The organism is Methylobacterium sp. 1030 (genome assembly GCF_040544715.1).
Lineage (GTDB): Bacteria > Pseudomonadota > Alphaproteobacteria > Rhizobiales > Beijerinckiaceae > Methylobacterium.
Genome location: NZ_JBEPKM010000008.1, coordinates 225,836 through 240,931 on the forward strand (window position 1 = coordinate 225,836; position 15,096 = coordinate 240,931).

The 15,096-nt window shown below is 73.6% G+C and carries 14 protein-coding genes; 10 read left to right on the top strand and 4 right to left on the bottom strand.

What is annotated here, in order from left to right; translation table 11 throughout:
* Positions 1-141 precede the first annotated feature (141 nt).
* Complete coding sequence (locus ABIC30_RS13770) at positions 142-1,776, top strand: alpha-D-glucose phosphate-specific phosphoglucomutase (RefSeq protein ID WP_103985000.1); 1,635 nt, start codon at positions 142-144, stop codon at positions 1,774-1,776.
* A 130-nt stretch (positions 1,777-1,906) separates the two neighbouring features.
* Here ABIC30_RS13770 and ABIC30_RS13775 read toward each other — a convergent pair whose 3' ends face one another.
* The gene (locus tag ABIC30_RS13775; protein WP_020093228.1) at positions 1,907-2,386 is read right to left on the bottom strand and encodes a GNAT family N-acetyltransferase; all 480 of its coding nucleotides are present in this window, start codon (positions 2,384-2,386) and stop codon (positions 1,907-1,909) included.
* 193 nt (positions 2,387-2,579) lie between these two features.
* Between ABIC30_RS13775 and rpsD the strand changes: the two genes are divergently transcribed.
* Positions 2,580-3,197: a 30S ribosomal protein S4 gene (gene rpsD, locus ABIC30_RS13780; protein ID WP_010686187.1), complete on the top strand. Its 618-nt coding sequence runs from the start codon at positions 2,580-2,582 to the stop codon at positions 3,195-3,197.
* 111 nt (positions 3,198-3,308) lie between these two features.
* On the opposite strand, the gene ABIC30_RS13785 is transcribed toward rpsD, so the two are convergent.
* Complete coding sequence (locus ABIC30_RS13785) at positions 3,309-3,611, bottom strand: hypothetical protein (RefSeq protein WP_042670838.1); 303 nt, start codon at positions 3,609-3,611, stop codon at positions 3,309-3,311.
* 102 nt (positions 3,612-3,713) lie between these two features.
* Here ABIC30_RS13785 and ABIC30_RS13790 point away from each other — a divergent pair, with 102 nt between their 5' ends.
* From ABIC30_RS13790 to ABIC30_RS13810, 5 genes are all read left to right on the top strand, one after another.
* The gene (locus ABIC30_RS13790) at positions 3,714-4,052 is read left to right on the top strand and encodes a DUF2293 domain-containing protein (protein WP_042670839.1); all 339 of its coding nucleotides are present in this window, start codon (positions 3,714-3,716) and stop codon (positions 4,050-4,052) included.
* A 95-nt stretch (positions 4,053-4,147) separates the two neighbouring features.
* Positions 4,148-4,357, top strand: a complete 210-nt coding sequence (locus tag ABIC30_RS13795) for a TOBE domain-containing protein (RefSeq protein WP_020093225.1) — start codon at positions 4,148-4,150, stop codon at positions 4,355-4,357.
* 107 nt (positions 4,358-4,464) lie between these two features.
* Positions 4,465-5,556 (top strand): tRNA (adenosine(37)-N6)-threonylcarbamoyltransferase complex transferase subunit TsaD, encoded by a 1,092-nt coding sequence (gene tsaD, locus ABIC30_RS13800; RefSeq protein WP_042670840.1) that lies wholly within the window; start codon positions 4,465-4,467, stop codon positions 5,554-5,556.
* The gene (locus tag ABIC30_RS13805; protein ID WP_042670842.1) at positions 5,553-6,410 is read left to right on the top strand and encodes a GNAT family N-acetyltransferase; all 858 of its coding nucleotides are present in this window, start codon (positions 5,553-5,555) and stop codon (positions 6,408-6,410) included. Before tsaD ends, ABIC30_RS13805 begins: the two co-directional genes overlap by 4 nt.
* Positions 6,407-7,405, top strand: coding sequence for an NAD(P)H-dependent glycerol-3-phosphate dehydrogenase (locus ABIC30_RS13810; protein ID WP_042670844.1), 999 nt, complete (start codon positions 6,407-6,409; stop codon positions 7,403-7,405). Before ABIC30_RS13805 ends, ABIC30_RS13810 begins: the two co-directional genes overlap by 4 nt.
* A gap of 26 nt (positions 7,406-7,431) precedes the next feature.
* On the opposite strand, the gene ABIC30_RS13815 is transcribed toward ABIC30_RS13810, so the two are convergent.
* Complete coding sequence (locus ABIC30_RS13815) at positions 7,432-9,819, bottom strand: bifunctional diguanylate cyclase/phosphodiesterase (RefSeq protein WP_042670847.1); 2,388 nt, start codon at positions 9,817-9,819, stop codon at positions 7,432-7,434.
* A 224-nt stretch (positions 9,820-10,043) separates the two neighbouring features.
* Here ABIC30_RS13815 and ABIC30_RS13820 point away from each other — a divergent pair, with 224 nt between their 5' ends.
* Entirely contained in the window at positions 10,044-10,460 is a 417-nt protein-coding gene (locus ABIC30_RS13820) for an EVE domain-containing protein (protein WP_020093220.1), read from the top strand.
* Between the two features lie 27 nt (positions 10,461-10,487).
* On the opposite strand, the gene ABIC30_RS13825 is transcribed toward ABIC30_RS13820, so the two are convergent.
* The gene (locus ABIC30_RS13825) at positions 10,488-12,023 is read right to left on the bottom strand and encodes a sensor histidine kinase (protein WP_020093219.1); all 1,536 of its coding nucleotides are present in this window, start codon (positions 12,021-12,023) and stop codon (positions 10,488-10,490) included.
* Between the two features lie 284 nt (positions 12,024-12,307).
* Between ABIC30_RS13825 and ABIC30_RS13830 the strand changes: the two genes are divergently transcribed.
* Together ABIC30_RS13830 and ABIC30_RS13835 are read left to right on the top strand one after the other, a co-directional pair.
* Positions 12,308-12,763 (top strand): (2Fe-2S)-binding protein, encoded by a 456-nt coding sequence (locus ABIC30_RS13830; protein WP_020093218.1) that lies wholly within the window; start codon positions 12,308-12,310, stop codon positions 12,761-12,763.
* 59 nt (positions 12,764-12,822) lie between these two features.
* A complete protein-coding gene (locus ABIC30_RS13835; RefSeq protein ID WP_020093217.1) occupies positions 12,823-15,018 on the top strand; it encodes a xanthine dehydrogenase family protein molybdopterin-binding subunit in 2,196 nt (731 codons plus the stop codon).
* Positions 15,019-15,096: the final 78 nt, after the last annotated feature.

Here is a 15,096-nt window from a genome sequence, read left to right on the forward strand (position 1 = left end):
CGGCCGGCGGCGGACAGGCGGCGGGTTCCGTCGCCCGATCCGGCGAAACCGCGTGATAAAAGCCCGCCCCTGTCGCCGGGGCTGGTGACGCCGCGCCTCCGCGCGGGCATTGAGGCGGGAGAGCCCGGGAGACGCCCGCTTATGACGACCCCGACGACCGTCGCGACCACGCCCTTCCCCGACCAGAAGCCGGGCACCTCCGGCCTGCGCAAGAAGGTGCCGGTGTTCCGGCAGCCGAACTACGTCGAGAACTTCGTCCAGGCGATCTTCGACACCCTGCCCGACAGGGCGGGCGCCACCCTGGTGCTCGGCGGGGACGGCCGGTTCCTCAACCGCGAGGTGGTGCAGAAGACGCTGCGGCTGGCCGCCGGAAACGGCTTCGGCCGGGTCCTGGTCGGGCAGGGCGGCCTTCTCTCGACGCCGGCCGCCTCCTGCGTGATCCGGAAGGCCAAGGCGCTCGGCGGCATCGTCCTCTCGGCGAGCCACAACCCGGGCGGCCCGGAGGGCGATTTCGGCATCAAGTTCAACGCCGCTAACGGCGGCCCGGCGCCGGAAACCGTCACCGACGCGATCTTCGCGCGGGCCAAGGCGCTGACCGAGTACCGCGTCGTCGAGGCCCCGGACCTCGACCTCGACACGCTCGGCGACACCCGCCTCGGCGCCATGACGGTCACGGTGATCGACCCGGTGGCCGATTACGCCGAGCTGATGCGCACGCTGATCGACTTCGACGCGGTGTCGCGGCTGTTCGCCTCCGGCTTCCGCATGCGCTTCGACGCCATGAGCGCGGTGACGGGGCCGTACGCGACGGCGATCCTCGAAGGGATGCTCGGCGCCCCCGCAGGCACCGTGGTGAACGCGACTCCGAAAGAGGATTTCGGCGGCCACCACCCGGACCCGAACCCGGTCCACTGCCACGACCTGTTCGACCTGATGCAGGGCCCGGACGCGCCGGATTTCGGCGCGGCCTCGGACGGCGACGGCGACCGCAACATGATCGTCGCGCCGGGCCTGTTCGTGACGCCGAGCGACAGCCTCGCCCTGCTCGCCGCCCACGCCCACCGGGCGCCGGGCTACGCCGGTGGGCTCGCCGGTGTCGCGCGGTCCATGCCCACGAGCCGCGCCGCCGACCGGGTCGCCGCCGCCCTCGGCATCGAGGCCTACGAGACACCCACCGGCTGGAAGTTCTTCGGAAACCTGCTGGATGCGGGCCTCATCACCCTGTGCGGCGAGGAGAGCGCCGGCACCGGCTCGAACCACGTGCGCGAGAAGGACGGGCTCTGGGCGGTGCTGCTCTGGCTCAACATCCTGGCCGCCACCGGCGAGCGCGCCGACGCGCTGGTGCGGGCGCATTGGCGCGCTTACGGGCGCGACTACTACGCCCGCCACGATTACGAGGAGGTCGATTCCGACGCCGCCAACGGCTTGATGGACGCGCTCCGCGAGAAGCTCGCCGGGCTGCCGGGCACGCGGATCGGCGACCTCACGGTGTCGACGGCCGACGAGTTCGCCTACCGCGACCCGGTCGACGGCTCGCTCACCGAGCGCCAGGGCATCCGGATCGGCTTCGCCGAGGACGCGCGGGCGGTGTTCCGGCTCTCGGGCACCGGCACCGCCGGGGCGACGCTGCGGGTCTACCTGGAGCGCTACGAGAACGCGCCGGACCGGCTCGACTTGGCCGTGGCCGAGGTGCTGGCCCCGGTGGCCGCCGCAGCCCGCGCGATCGCCGAGATCGCGCCGCGCACCGGAAGGCCTGAGCCGAGCGTGGTGACCTGAGGGGAGCCGGGAGACGTCCCGTCTCTGCGCGGGGAGCGAAGCGACCCAGAGGCGCCACGCTCGACGGCGGCGCGCGACTCCGGGTCGCTTCGCTGCGCGCGCGATGGCGGCAGGGCCGGCGCCGATTTCCTCAAACCAGGTCCTTCACCATGTGCACGGTGACGTCGTCGTCGCGGGTCCGGCCCGGTCCGTCGTAGAGCTCCTCCCGCTCCACCCGGTAGCCGAGTGCCCCGTAGAGGCGCAGGTTCGCCGTGTACTTCTTGTTGGTGTAGAGGCGCAGTCGCGTCAGCCCGGCCTCGCCCGCGACGGCGTCGGCGCGTCCCATCAGCCGGCTGCCGAAGCCCCGGCCCTGGAAGGCCGGATGCACCGCGACGTTGACGACCAGAAGGTGATCGGCCTCGGTCCGCGTCTCGATCAGGCCGGCGAGATCCGGGCCGGCCACCAGCAGGTCGAAGCGGTGGTCCCGCAGAGCCTGCGCGTAGTCCGCCCGCATGGGGATCGGCAGGCGGCCGATCACCGGGATCCACTTCGTGTAGGCCGCCTCCACCAGCGCCCGGATCGCGTCCGCGTCCGCGGGCGCACCGCGCCGGAGCGCGACTGACTCGTTCATCTGACCTCTCACGGTTGACCGCGGCGCGTCCGTCCCCTAAAGACCCGCCCGTCGATGGGGCTCCGCACGGGGCCCCGTCGCGTTTTCACGCGCACCCGTGGGCGGGATCTTCCCGCCCTGTCGTCCCGGACCGCGAAGGGCCGGGAAAAGGAGGGCGCGTTCCTCATTCTCGTCACGAGAGGACGCGGAAGATATGTCGAAGCGGATTCAGGCGAAGCACAAGCTCGACCGCCGCATGGGCCAGAACATCTGGGGCCGCCCGAAGAGCCCCGTCAACCGCCGCGAGTACGGCCCCGGCCAGCACGGCCAGCGCCGCAAGGGCAAGATGAGCGACTTCGGCACGCAGCTGCGCGCCAAGCAGAAGCTCAAGGGCTACTACGGCAACATCACCGAGAAGCAGTTCCGCCGCTACTACGCCGAGGCGATCCGCCTGCGCGGCGATTCCGGCGAGAACCTCGTCGGCCTGCTCGAGCGCCGCCTCGACGCCGTGGTCTACCGGGCGAAGTTCGTCGCCACCCCGTTCGCCGCGCGCCAGTTCGTCAACCACGGGCACGTCAAGGTGAACGGCGTCCGCGTCAACATCCCGAGCTACCAGGTGAAGGCCGGCGACCTCATCGAGGTCAAGGAGTCGTCCCGCCAGCTGGAGATCGTCATCGTGGCGACCCAGCTCTCCGAGCGCGACGTGCCGGACTACATCGAGGCCGACCACGCCAAGATGACCGCCCGCGTCACCCGCATCCCCAGCCTGTCCGAGGTGCCCTACCCGGTGCAGATGGAGCCGAACCTCGTCATCGAGTTCTACTCCCGCTGATCCTGTCGCCCCGGCGACCGATGGAGGGGCTGCCCGTTCGGGCGGCCCCTTCGCGTTTCGATACCTCAGTCCCGAAGGCCGGCCTCCGGCACCCGGGACGGGGCGCGGGCCTCAGCAGCCGTGGCAGATCGAGCCCATCGTGTGCCGCATCTTGCTGTCCCAGGCCTTCGAGCGGGCCTCGGCGGCCTTCTGAGCCTTGATCATCTCGGCCTGGCTCACGGGCTGCGGCAGTCCGGTGGCCGCGGCGTTGCCCGGCGGCTTGGTCTGGCTCATGGGGGTGACCCGGCGGCCGCCCACGATGGGGCCGGCCGGGGCGGCGGGGCCTGGGCCCGCGCCCGGAGCCGGGCTCTGGGCCAGCGCCGGCGTCGCCCCGAGCAGGAGGCCGAGAAGCAGCGCGGGACGAAGAATTGCCATGGACGTGATCTCCCCGGCGGAGGATCCTGTGCCGGCCCCGCCTCATCTGGCGGCGATCCTACCCGATCACACCTTTAAAATCATGCCGACGGCAGATCCCCGGTGAGCGCCGGTCCGCCCCTGAACCGCCGGGAGGCCGTCGCCGCGGCCCTGGCCCGCCTCGCGCCGCGCCTGCCGGATTTCGAGGCGGAGGCCGCCCTCGACCGGGCGCTGGCGAGCCCCGGCCTCCGTCGGGCCGCCCCCGAGACGGCGGCCCGCCTCGCCCTCGTGGCCTACGCGCGCCACGTCTTCACGGATTACGACGAACTCCTCGCGGAAGGCTACGACCGGGACAGCGCCCGGCACTTCGTCCTCGAAGACCTCAACGCCGCACTCGCCGCCTGGGGCGCCGCGCCGGTCCCCGAGGACGAGCCCGGCGCGCCCGGAGCCGATCCGCGCTGAGGCGGTCGCGCCGGGCTCCGCCATGCTGTAGGAGACCGGCCCGGGGCCGCCCTGCGGCCCGTTCCGGTGCCGCTCGTGGAGATTGGCAGAAGACCATGAAGATCAGCGCGCGCAACGTTCTCAAGGGTACGGTCGTCTCGGTGGAGAAGGGGGCGACCACCTCCCACGTGAGGATCGAGATCAGCCCCGGCCAGGTGGTCACCGCCTCGATCACCAACGAGGCCGTCGAGGCCCTCAAGCTCGTCGCCGGCGGTCCCGCCTACGCGGTGATCAAGGCCTCCGACGTCATGGTCGCCGTCGACTGACGACGGCTCGCGCGCCGCCCTCCTGGACGGAGGGCGGCGCCCATTCACCACGCTCCGGGCCCGGGCGGGGGCCGGCCGCCTTCGCGCCGCCGCCGCCGCCGGATAGGATGAGCCCGGACCAAGGAGTTCCGCGCGTGCAGAAGACCGTGCTCGGCATCGAGACCACCTGCGATGAGACCGCCGCCGCGGTGGTGTCGGTCGACGAGGAGGGTGGCGCTCAGATCCGTGCCAACGAGGTGCTCAGTCAGATCGCCGAGCACGCGGCCTACGGCGGCGTCGTGCCGGAGATCGCCGCCCGCGCCCATGTCGAGGTGCTCGACCGGCTGATCGCCCGCGCCCTCGACCGGGCCGGGACCGGCTTCCGGGACCTCGACGGCATCGCGGTGGCGGCCGGGCCCGGGCTGATCGGCGGCGTGCTGGTCGGCCTCGTCACCGCCAAGACCCTGGCGCTCGTGACCCGGAAGCCCCTGCTCGCCGTCAACCACCTGGAGGCCCACGCCCTCACGGCGCGGCTCACCGACGGCATCGCCTTTCCCTACCTGCTGCTCCTGGTCTCGGGCGGCCACACCCAGCTCGTCGCCGTGCGCGGCGTCGGCGACTACGTGCGCCTCGGCTCCACCGTCGACGACGCCATCGGTGAGGCCTTCGACAAGGTCGCCAAGCTCCTGGGCCTCGGCTATCCCGGCGGCCCCGAGGTCGAGCGCGTGGCCGAGGCCGGCGATCCCGAGCGCTTCGCCCTGCCCCGGCCGATGCTCGGCCGCCGCGAGGCCGACTTCTCCCTCTCGGGCCTCAAGACCGCCGTGCGGATCGAGGCCGAGCGGATCGCCCCGCTGGCCGAGCGCGACGTCGCCGATCTCTGCGCGAGCTTCCAGGCCGCCGTGGTCGACGTGGTGGTGGACCGCGCCCGGGTCGCCCTGCGCGCCTTCTCGGACGTCGCCGGACGCCCGACCGCCCTGGTGGCGGCGGGGGGCGTGGCGGCCAACGGCGCCGTCCGGCGGGCGCTCGCGTCCCTCGCGGGCGAGGCGGGCCTGAGCTTCGTGGCCCCGCCCCTGCCCCTCTGCGGCGACAACGGCGCGATGATCGCCTGGGCCGGGCTGGAGCGCCTGCGCCTCGGGCTGGTGGACGACCTCACCGCCCCGGCGCGGCCCCGCTGGCCGCTGGCGGCCGCCCCGGCCCGCGCGGCGGTCCCGGCCGGATGAGCGCGGCGGACCGGCGCGCCCACTGGCGGGACCTGGTGGAGCGCCGCCTGCCCGGGGCCGCCCGGCCGGGCTGGCCGGTGCGGCTCGACCATTGCTTCGCCCGCATCCTCCTGGACCACGCCTGCGGCGGTGCCTGGCGCGACCATGTCCGCCCGCCCGCCCACGCCACCATGCCCCTCGCGCAGCTGGAGCTGGCGATCGCGCTCGGCGAGGCGGTGCTCGCGGGTCGCGCGGATCTCGCCCTCCTCAACCGCCGCTCGCTCGCGTGGCGCGGCAAGATCGCCCTCGCGCCGGTGCCCGCGGCTCTCCGCGACGGCGACCTGACCCTGCGCCGCTGGCGCCCGGAGGACGCGGCGCCGTTCGCGGCGCTCAACGCCGATCCGGCGGTGATGGCCCACTGTCCCCGGACCCGGACCGCGACGGAGAGCGAGGCCGAGGCCGGCCTCCTCGACCGCCGCTTCGTGGCGGACGGGTTCGGCCCCTGGGCCCTGGAACACGCGGGCCGGTTCGTCGGCTTCGCCGGCGCGATGCGGATCCTGCGGCCCCTGCCCTTCCCGGGCGGCGACCGGCCCGGTTCGACGGTCGAGCTGGCCTGGCGCCTCGCGCGGGACTCCTGGGGCCGCGGCCTCGCCACGCGCGCCGCGCGGCTCGCCCGCGCCGACCTCGCGGAGCGCTGCGGGATCCGCAGCGTCGTGGCCTTCACGGCGGCCGGCAACGGCCGCTCCCGCGCCGTGATGGAGCGCCTCGGCATGCGCACGGCCGGGACATTCCCGCACCCGGCGGTGCCGGAGGGGCCGCTGCGCGACCACGTGCTCTACCGGCTGGACTGCGCCGACAGGGAGGAAGCGGCATGAGCGCCGAGACCCCGATCAACGTCGTCGGCGGCGGGGCCTGGGGCACGGCGCTGGCCAACGCCGCCGCCGGGGCCGGCCATCCCGTCACCCTCTGGCTGCGCGACGCGGGGGCCGCCGCCGCCCTGCAGGCCCAGCGGGAGAACCCGCGCTACCTGCCGGGCGTGCCGCTCCACCCGGCGATCCGGGCGACGGGCGAGGCCGCCGACCTCGCCCGTGCCCGGGCGACGCTCCTGGTCGTGCCCGCCCAGACCGTGCGCGGCGTGCTGGAATCCCTGCGCGGACCCCTGGCGACGGCCGGGCCGGTCATCCTCTGCGCCAAGGGGATCGAGCGCGGCAGCGACAGCTTCCTCAGCGCGGTGGCCGAGCAGGTCCTGCCGCCGGGGACGCCCGTGGCGGTCCTGTCCGGCCCGAGCTTCGCGATCGACGTCGCCCGCGGCCTGCCCACGGCCGTGACCCTGGCGGCGGCCGATGCCGGCCGCGCCGCCGCCCTGAGCGCGCTGCTGTCGGGACCGAGCTTCCGCCTCTACCACACCGACGACGTGCGCGGCGTCGAGATCGGCGGCGCCGGCAAGAACGTGCTCGCCATCGCCTGCGGGATCGTGGCCGGGCGCGGGCTCGGCGAGAGCGCCCGGGCGGCGCTGATCGCCCGGGCCTTCGCCGAGCTGATGCGCTTCGCCCGCACCTTCGGGGGCCGGCCCGAGACGCTGATGGGGCTCTCCGGCCTCGGCGATCTCGTGCTCACCGCCTCCTCGCCGCAATCGCGCAACTTCGCCTTCGGCCAGCGCCTCGGCGCCGGGGCGAGCCCGGCCGAGGCCGCGGGCGGCAAGCTCGCCGAGGGGGCGTTCACGGCCGCGGCGCTGGCCGGGCTGGCCGCCGCCAGGGGCATCGAGATGCCGGTGGCGGCGGCCGTCGCCGCCATCGTGGCGGGCACCGCCAGCGTCGACGACGTGATCGCCGGCCTGCTGGCCCGTCCGCTGCGCGGGGAGACCGACTGAGCGCCGGCCCCGCCCCGCAACCCGCGTCACGCCACCGAGGCCGCCGGCACAGCGTGGCCTTGTCCTTGTCCTTGGCCGTGGCCGTGGGTGTGGGCCGCGAAGCGCGCGATCGGCGCCGGCCGACCCAGCAGGTAGCCCTGGGCGAGGTGGCACTGCTCGCCGGCCAGGAAGGACAGCTCCTCGGCGGTCTCCACGCCCTCCGCCACCACGGCGAGCCCGAGGCCGCGCCCCAGCCCCAGGACGGAGCGCACGATCGCGGCCCCCTGCGGGTTGCTGTGGACCGCCCTGATGAACGAGCCGTCGATCTTGATCCGGTCGAACGGGAAGGCGCGCAGGTTCGACAGCGACGAGTAGCCGGTGCCGAAATCGTCCATGGCGATCCGCACGCCGAGGGCCTTGAGCTGGCGCAGGGTGAGGAGCGCCCGGGCCGGATCCCGGATCAGCGCGGTCTCGGTGATCTCGATCTCCAGGCGCTCCGCCCGCAATCCGGATTCGTACAGGGTCCCGTGGACGAACGGGACGAAGTGCGGGTTGTGGAGCTGCACCGCCGAGACGTTGACGGCGATCGCCAGCGGGTTCGGCCAGCCGGCCGCCGCCCGGCAGGCCTCCCGCAGCACCCAGGCGCCGATCTCGAGGATCGCCCCGGTCTCCTCGGCGATCGGGATGAACACGGCCGGCGAGATGCCGCCCCTGGCCGGATGGTGCCAGCGCAGCAGCGCCTCGAAGCCCGTGACCGTGCCGGACTCGATCTGGCTCTGCGGCTGGTAGACGAGCTCCAGCTCGCCCCGCGCCACCGCGTGGCGGAGGTCGTGCTCGAGCTGGCGCCTGTCGCGGATCTCGGCGCCCATGCTGGCGTCGTAGCGCCGGCAGGTGCCGCGCCCCTCGCTCTTGGCCCGGTAGAGGGCGGCGTCGGCGTGGCTCAGGAGCGCGCGCAGGTCCGCGGCGTCGTCGGGATAGACCGCGATGCCGATGCTGGTGGCGATCACCGGGCCGGAGGCGGCCGGAACCGCCGCCAGGGTGGCGAGGATCCGCTCGGCCAGCCGCTCCGCCTGTCCCTCCGCCTGCGGCGTCAGGATGGCGAACTCGTCGCCGCCGAGCCGCGCCATCAGCTGCTCGGCATCGAGGAGACCGCCGACCCGCAGCGCGAGGTCGCGCAGCATCGCGTCGCCGGCGGCGTGCCCGAACAGGTCGTTGACCTCCTTGAAGCGGTCGAGGTCCAGGCACAGCACCGCGAGCCGGCCGCCCTGGGCGTCCGCGGCGCGCATCGCGCGCTCGAGCCGGGCGTGGAAGCTCGTGCGGTTGGCGAGGCCGGTGAGCGCGTCGTGGTGGGCGAGGTAGTGGATCTCGCTCTCGGCCCGGCGCCGCGCGCGCAGGTCGCGCACCGCCACGGCGTGGTGCGGCAGGCGCCCGTACTCGGCGACCGGGCGCATGATCACCTCGACGGGAATGGGGGCGCCCGCCGCCGGGACGAGTTCGGTCTCCAGGGGCTGGTCGGCCGTCCCTGAGCCGGGCACGAGGTCCGGCAGGTAGGCGCTGAGGCTCCGGCCCGTCAGGAGGGCCGCCTCCAGGCCCGCGAGCCGGGCGAAGGCCTCGTTGGCGCTGACGATCTCGCCGCCGCGGCAGACGACGAGGCCCTCCACGGCCGCGTTGGCGAGGCTGCGCAGGCGCTCGCGCTCGAGATCGGCGCGGCGGCGCTCGCGCAGGTCGACCACGAGGGCGGCGCCGGCGAGCAGCAGGATCAGGCAGCTCGCCACCGCCACGGCCGCGGCGAGCCACCCGCTCCGGATCGCGCCCGAGGGGATCGCCACGGTGGGGTCGGGATGCAGGGTCACCGCGCCCATGCCGGCGAAGTGGTGGCCGCAGATCGCCAGGATCAGCAGCGCGGCGCCGCCGTACCGGCCCCGGAACGTGGTGGCCGACAGGCCGACCACCAGGGCGGCGGCGCCGAGCCCCGCCCCGAGGCCGACCGAGACCACGACCAGCGCGGGGGTCCAGGCGAGGTGCCCCGCCACCTGATAGGCGGCCATGCCGGTGTAGTGCATCGTCGCGATGCCGCCGCCGACCACGGCGCCGCCGAGGCCCGCCTGGACCGCCCGGCCGGAGACGGCCAGGGCGAAGCCGAGCCCGGTGATCGCGACGGCGTCCACGTAGGAGAGGAGCGTCAGCCCGACGCCGTAGCCCGACGGCAGCCCGGGCTCGAAGGCGAGCATCGCCAGGAAATGCGTCGCCCAGATCCCCGATCCCCCGGCGGCGGCGGCCACCGCGACCCAGACGTAGCGGCCGCGGCCGCCGGTCCGGCCGGCATGGGTGAGGAGCTCGATCGCGGTGCCGCTCGCCAGCGCGCAGACCAGGGCCGCGAGGCCTACCAGCCACAGGTTGTGTTCACCGATAAAGCAACCGATGACTGAGATCATGTATGCAACCGGCGATTGGTGCGTGACGCGCTATACGGCTATTTGCATGCAGAATTTAATATTTGCCCAAGGCTTGCGATAGCAGAGCTGCGGCGTTCTACGCGGGTTCTGCTTGACCGCCGGTCCCGCGCGCGGCCGGGGCCGGACCGGCCTGTTCCCGGGAGGCGAAGCTGGGCTATGGCGGGGCGCGCCGCCCGGCCGGGCGGTCTACTGGGACTTCAGCGATGGCGTACTGGCTGTTCAAATCCGAGCCCGCGACCTGGTCGTGGGATCAGCAGGTCGCGGCCGGGGAGGCCGGCACGCACTGGAACGGCGTGCGCAACCACCTCGCCAAGAAGCAGCTGATGGCCATGCAGGTCGGCGAGGAGGGCTTCTTCTACCACTCGAACGAGGGCAAGGCGGTGGTGGGCATCGTGGCGGTGATCCGCGCCTACTATCCCGACCACACCGACGAGACCGGCCGCTTCGGCATGGTCGACGTCAGGGCCGTGCGGGCGCTGCCGAGCCCGGTCACGCTCGAGGCGATCAAGGCCGACGCGGCGCTCGCCGACATGGTGCTGGTCAACAATTCCCGGCTGTCGGTGCAGCCGGTGACCGAGGCCGAGTGGGCGCGGGTCTGCGCCCTCGGCGGTCTCGGCTGAGCCGGGGCCCGCGGCCCGACGGGCCGCTCAGGCGGCGCGGTTGAGGGGGCCGCGCACGGGGCCCACGAAGTCCGGCTCGACCTCGACCGGCGGCAGCGTGTCCATGACCCGGGCGGCCGGCAGGGTCACCACCACCTCGGTGCCCTCGCGGGGCTTGGAGGACAGCTGGAACTGCCCGCCGTGCAGCTCCACGAGGCCCTTCACGATCGGAAGGCCGAGGCCGGAGCCCTGCTCGGCGGTCTTGATCGCGAGCGAGCCGCGCCCGAACGAGGACAGGACCGTGCCGAGCTCGTCCTCGGGGATGCCCGGGCCGCTGTCCTTCACCGAGACGTACTGCCCGCCCGAGGCGGTCCAGCCGACCTTCAGCCAGATCTCGCCGCCCGGGGGCGTGAACTTCACGGCGTTCGACAGGAGGTTCAGGACGATCTGGCGCAGAGCCCGCTCGTCGGCCCAGAGCCGCGGCAGCGAGCCGTCGACGAGGTCGTGGAAGGTCTGGTTCTTCGCCTTGGCCCGGAGGCCCATCATGTGGCGGCACTCCTCGACCACGTGGGCGAGCTGCACCGGCTCCTCGTTCAGCTCGTAGCGCCCCGCCTCGATCCGCGACAGGTCGAGGATCTCGTTGATCAGGTTCAGGAGGTGCATCCCGCTGTCGTGGATGTCGTGCGAGTACTCGCGGTAGGACGGCGCCGTATGGGTGCCGAACACCTCGTTCTTCATCACCTCCGAGAAGCCCAGGATGGCGTTGAGCGGCGTGCGCAGCTCGTGGCTCATCGTGGCGAGGAAGCGCGACTTGGCGAGGTTGGCCTCCTCGGCCCGGCGGCGGGCCTCGTCCGAATTGGCCTTGGCCTGCTCCAACTCGCCGAACACCGCGTCCTTCTCGGCGCGGGAGCGCAGGGCGCCCACCGTCGAGGTGTAGAGGCGGCGGGACAGGCCGAGGAAGAAGACCTGCGCGCCGCCGGCCATGACCACCAGCATCAGCAGGTCCATCCCGCGGGAGAAGGCCGCGAGCGAGGCGGTGGCGAGGGCCAGCGGCACCAGGGCGGCGACGGCGGCGAGCGGCACCGTCGCGGCCAGCATGGTGGTGACCGCGGAGGCGATGACGAGGCCGAACAGCGCGAAGGTCCAGCCGCCGGTGGTTCCGAGCCCGATCATCGCGGCCCACGACAGGCTCTGCAGCACCTCGCCGACCAGGAAGCGGCGGCGCCAGCGGGCGAGCGGGATCGTCGCCGGGTCGGCGCGGAGGAAGCGCCGGCTCAACGTCGTGTTGAGCGAGATCATCAGGACCACGCCGAGCGCCCAGATCGCCGCCACCGGCGGCGCGATCCAGAAGGTCGACGCCGCGGCCAGCACCGCCGCGAACCCCACCAGCGGGATGCCCGCGCCGACCCGGTACTGGGCGTAGTGGCGCAGCAGCTCGTAGTCGAAGGCCCGTTCGAGGCCGGTCCGCGAGGTCAGCTTCTCCCGGGCCGAGCGGATTTCCCGGGCGACCCCGCGGCGGCGCGCCGCCTCCTCCGTCGAGGGGCCGCGACCGCGCTGGACCATCTCGACGGTGAGATCGGACATGCGCGTCTTCAAACTCGGCTCGAATGCGCGGACGGGCGGCGGTGGCGGGGAAGCACTCCGTGAGGATGGGGCGGATATGTTAAGAAGCGGCTGCCGACATCCCTGCAATCTTAAGCATCGCGGGCTGTATCGAGACTGTCGTGCCGCCGGATCGACGTGCGGTGCCGCACATCGTGTCGGGGCCCGCGCCCGCTAGTCTCGGGTGGAGGCCCGCCGGCCCGAGCGCGGTCGCACGCCGCGATCCGGGGCGCCCGGACACGCGCGTCGAGAGAGGGTCGCCGACCATGCCGAATCTCACCGTCAACGGCGTCGCGCACGCGATCGACGCCGATCCCGACATGCCCCTGCTCTGGGTGCTGCGCGACCGGCTCGACGCCACCGGCACCAAGTACGGCTGCGGCATCGCGCAGTGCGGCGCCTGCACGGTCCACCTCGACGGCCAGCCGGTCCGGGCCTGCCAGACGCGGCTGGGCGATGTCGGCGCGGCGCAGGTGACGACCATCGAGGGCGTGTCGGGCCGGGTGGCCGAGGCCGTCCAGGCGGCCTGGCGCAAGCTCGACGTGGTCCAGTGCGGCTACTGCCAGTCCGGCCAGATCATGTCGGCGATCGGCCTGCTCTCGGGCAACGCCAAGCCCACCGACGCCGATATCGACGGCGCCATGGACGGCAACATCTGCCGCTGCGGCACCTATCAGCGCATCCGCGCGGCGATTCACGAAGCCGCGCGCAGCCTCGCCTGATCCGTCCCGGCGCCCACCTTCCCGCCCTCCCCCGCGGTCCCGACCGGAGCCTCGCCGCCATGCTGAACGCCCGTCGACCGAACCCCCTCCCCGTCCGTCCGAGCCGCCGCGGCCTGCTCGCGGGCGCCGGCGCCCTCGTGGTCGCGTTCCGGCTCGACCCGAAACCCGCCCGCGCCGCCGCCGGCCCGAACCTCGCCGACGTGAAGGCGCAGCCCAACGCCTTCGTGCGGATCGGCGCGGACGACACCGTCACGGTGGTGATCAAGCACCTCGACATGGGCCAGGGGAACACGACCGGGCTCGCCACGATCCTGGCCGACGAACTCGGCGCCGACTGGCGACACGTCCGCACCGAGTTCGCGCCCGCCGACGCGGCGCTCTACAACAACAGCCTGATGGGCCCGATCCAGGGCACCGGCGGCTCGACCGCGGTGGCCAATTCCTGGTTCCAGCTGCGCAAGGCGGGCGCGGCCGCCCGCGAGATGCTGATGGCCGAGGCCGCCTTCCGCTGGAAGGTGCCGGTCTCCGAGATCACGGTCGCCGACAGTCTCGTGCGCCACGCTCCGTCCGGCCGGCAGGCCCGGTTCGGGGAGCTCGCGGCCTCGGCCGCCTCGCTGCCGGTGCCGTCCGAGCCGCGGCTCAAGGACCCGAGCGAGTGGACGCTGATCGGCCAGAAGGTGCCGCGCCTCGATTCCGTCGCCAAGACCAATGGCACGGCGGTCTACTCCCTCGACATCCGCCGCCCGAACCAGGTCACGGCCCTCGTCGCCCGGGCCCCGCGCTTCGGCGCCACCGTGAAGAGCTTCGACGCCGCGGCCGCCCGGAAGGTCGCGGGCGTCCTCGACGTGGTGCAGGTGCCGACCGGCGTGGCGGTGATCGCCCGCGACACGTGGTCGGCCATGAAGGGCCGCGAGGCGCTGACCGTCGCCTGGGACGACAGCACCGCCGAGACCCGCTCGTCCGACGCGATCCTGGCCGAGTACCGCGAGCGCGCCAAGGGTCCCGGCCTGACGGCCTCCGAGCGCGGCGACCCGCAGGCGGCGCTCAAGGGCGCCGCCAAGGTCGTCGAGGCCGAGTTCACCTTCCCCTACCTCGCCCACGCGGCGATGGAGCCCCTGAACGCCACGATCGAGAAGGGGGCCGACGGCGGCTACGACGTCTACGCGGGCTTCCAGTTCCAGACCGTCGAGCAGGCCACGATGGCGGCGATCCTCGGCGTGACGGCCGACCGGGTCCGGCTGCACAGCAACTGGGCCGGCGGCTCGTTCGGGCGCCGGGCGACGCCCACCGCCGACTACCTCGCGGAAGCCGCCACCGTCTTCAAGGCGTCCGGCGAGAAGGCCCCGCTCCACCTCGTCTGGACCCGCGAGGACGACATGGCCGGCGGCTATTACCGCCCGACCGTGCTGCACAGGGTCCGGGCCGGCATCGACGGCAAGGGCGCGGTGGTCGGCTGGGACCACGTGATGGTCGGCAAGTCGATCATGATCGGCTCGCCCTTCGAGGCGATGATCGTCAAGAACGGCATCGACGCCACCACCGTGGAGGGCGCCTCCGACACCGCCTACGCGCTGCCGGCCTACCGGTTCGGCGTCCATAACGGCCGCGAGGGCGTGCCGGTCCTGTGGTGGCGCTCGGTCGGCCACACCCACACGGCCCACGTGATGGAGGTGATGATCGACGAGCTGGCCCACGCCGCCAACGTCGATCCGGTCGCCTACCGGCTCTCCCTCCTGACCCAGGCGCCGCGGCTGTCCGGCGTGCTCAAGCTCGCCGCCGAGAAGGCCGGCTGGAGCGCCAAGCCGCAGGACCAGGGCCGCGGCCTCGGGGTGGCGGTCCACGAATCCTTCGGCTCCTACGTCGCCATGGTGGCCGACGTCACGGCGCACGACGCCGCGATCCGCGTCAACCGGATCGTGGCGGCGGTGGATGTCGGCGTTCCGGTCAACCCGGACGTGATCCGCGCGCAGGTCGAGGGCGCGGTGGGCTTCGCCCTGTCGGCGGTGCTGCGCAACCGCATCACCCTCAAGGACGGGCAGGTGCAGGAGCACAATTTCGACGCCTACGAGCCGACCCGGATGAGCGAGATGCCGAAGGTGGAGGTGCACATCGTGCCGAGCCAGGCGGCGCCCACCGGGATCGGTGAGCCGGGCGTGCCCGTGCTCGGGCCGTCGATCGCCAACGCGGTCTTCGCCGCGACCGGCCGGCGCCTGCGCTCGCTGCCGCTCGACCTCTCCGGCGTGAAGGGCGCGTGAGGAAACGCACGTTCCGCCGGCCCGGATCGGCGTAGGAAGGGTGGGCCTTCCCCCCAAGGCAAGAGACCCGACTGACGA

What these genes read in the sequence shown, in the direction of transcription:
- ABIC30_RS13770 (WP_103985000.1), top strand. Translation starts at nt 142, where the DNA reads ATGACGACCCCGACGACCGTCGCGACCACGCCCTTCCCCGACCAGAAG.
- ABIC30_RS13775 (WP_020093228.1), bottom strand. Translation starts at nt 2,386, where the DNA reads ATGAACGAGTCAGTCGCGCTCCGGCGCGGTGCGCCCGCGGACGCGGAC.
- rpsD (WP_010686187.1), top strand. Translation starts at nt 2,580, where the DNA reads ATGTCGAAGCGGATTCAGGCGAAGCACAAGCTCGACCGCCGCATGGGC.
- ABIC30_RS13785 (WP_042670838.1), bottom strand. Translation starts at nt 3,611, where the DNA reads ATGGCAATTCTTCGTCCCGCGCTGCTTCTCGGCCTCCTGCTCGGGGCG.
- ABIC30_RS13795 (WP_020093225.1), top strand. Translation starts at nt 4,148, where the DNA reads ATGAAGATCAGCGCGCGCAACGTTCTCAAGGGTACGGTCGTCTCGGTG.
- tsaD (WP_042670840.1), top strand. Translation starts at nt 4,465, where the DNA reads ATGAGCCCGGACCAAGGAGTTCCGCGCGTGCAGAAGACCGTGCTCGGC.
- ABIC30_RS13805 (WP_042670842.1), top strand. Translation starts at nt 5,553, where the DNA reads ATGAGCGCGGCGGACCGGCGCGCCCACTGGCGGGACCTGGTGGAGCGC.
- ABIC30_RS13810 (WP_042670844.1), top strand. Translation starts at nt 6,407, where the DNA reads ATGAGCGCCGAGACCCCGATCAACGTCGTCGGCGGCGGGGCCTGGGGC.
- ABIC30_RS13815 (WP_042670847.1), bottom strand. Translation starts at nt 9,819, where the DNA reads ATGATCTCAGTCATCGGTTGCTTTATCGGTGAACACAACCTGTGGCTG.
- ABIC30_RS13820 (WP_020093220.1), top strand. Translation starts at nt 10,044, where the DNA reads ATGGCGTACTGGCTGTTCAAATCCGAGCCCGCGACCTGGTCGTGGGAT.
- ABIC30_RS13825 (WP_020093219.1), bottom strand. Translation starts at nt 12,023, where the DNA reads ATGTCCGATCTCACCGTCGAGATGGTCCAGCGCGGTCGCGGCCCCTCG.
- ABIC30_RS13830 (WP_020093218.1), top strand. Translation starts at nt 12,308, where the DNA reads ATGCCGAATCTCACCGTCAACGGCGTCGCGCACGCGATCGACGCCGAT.
- ABIC30_RS13835 (WP_020093217.1), top strand. Translation starts at nt 12,823, where the DNA reads ATGCTGAACGCCCGTCGACCGAACCCCCTCCCCGTCCGTCCGAGCCGC.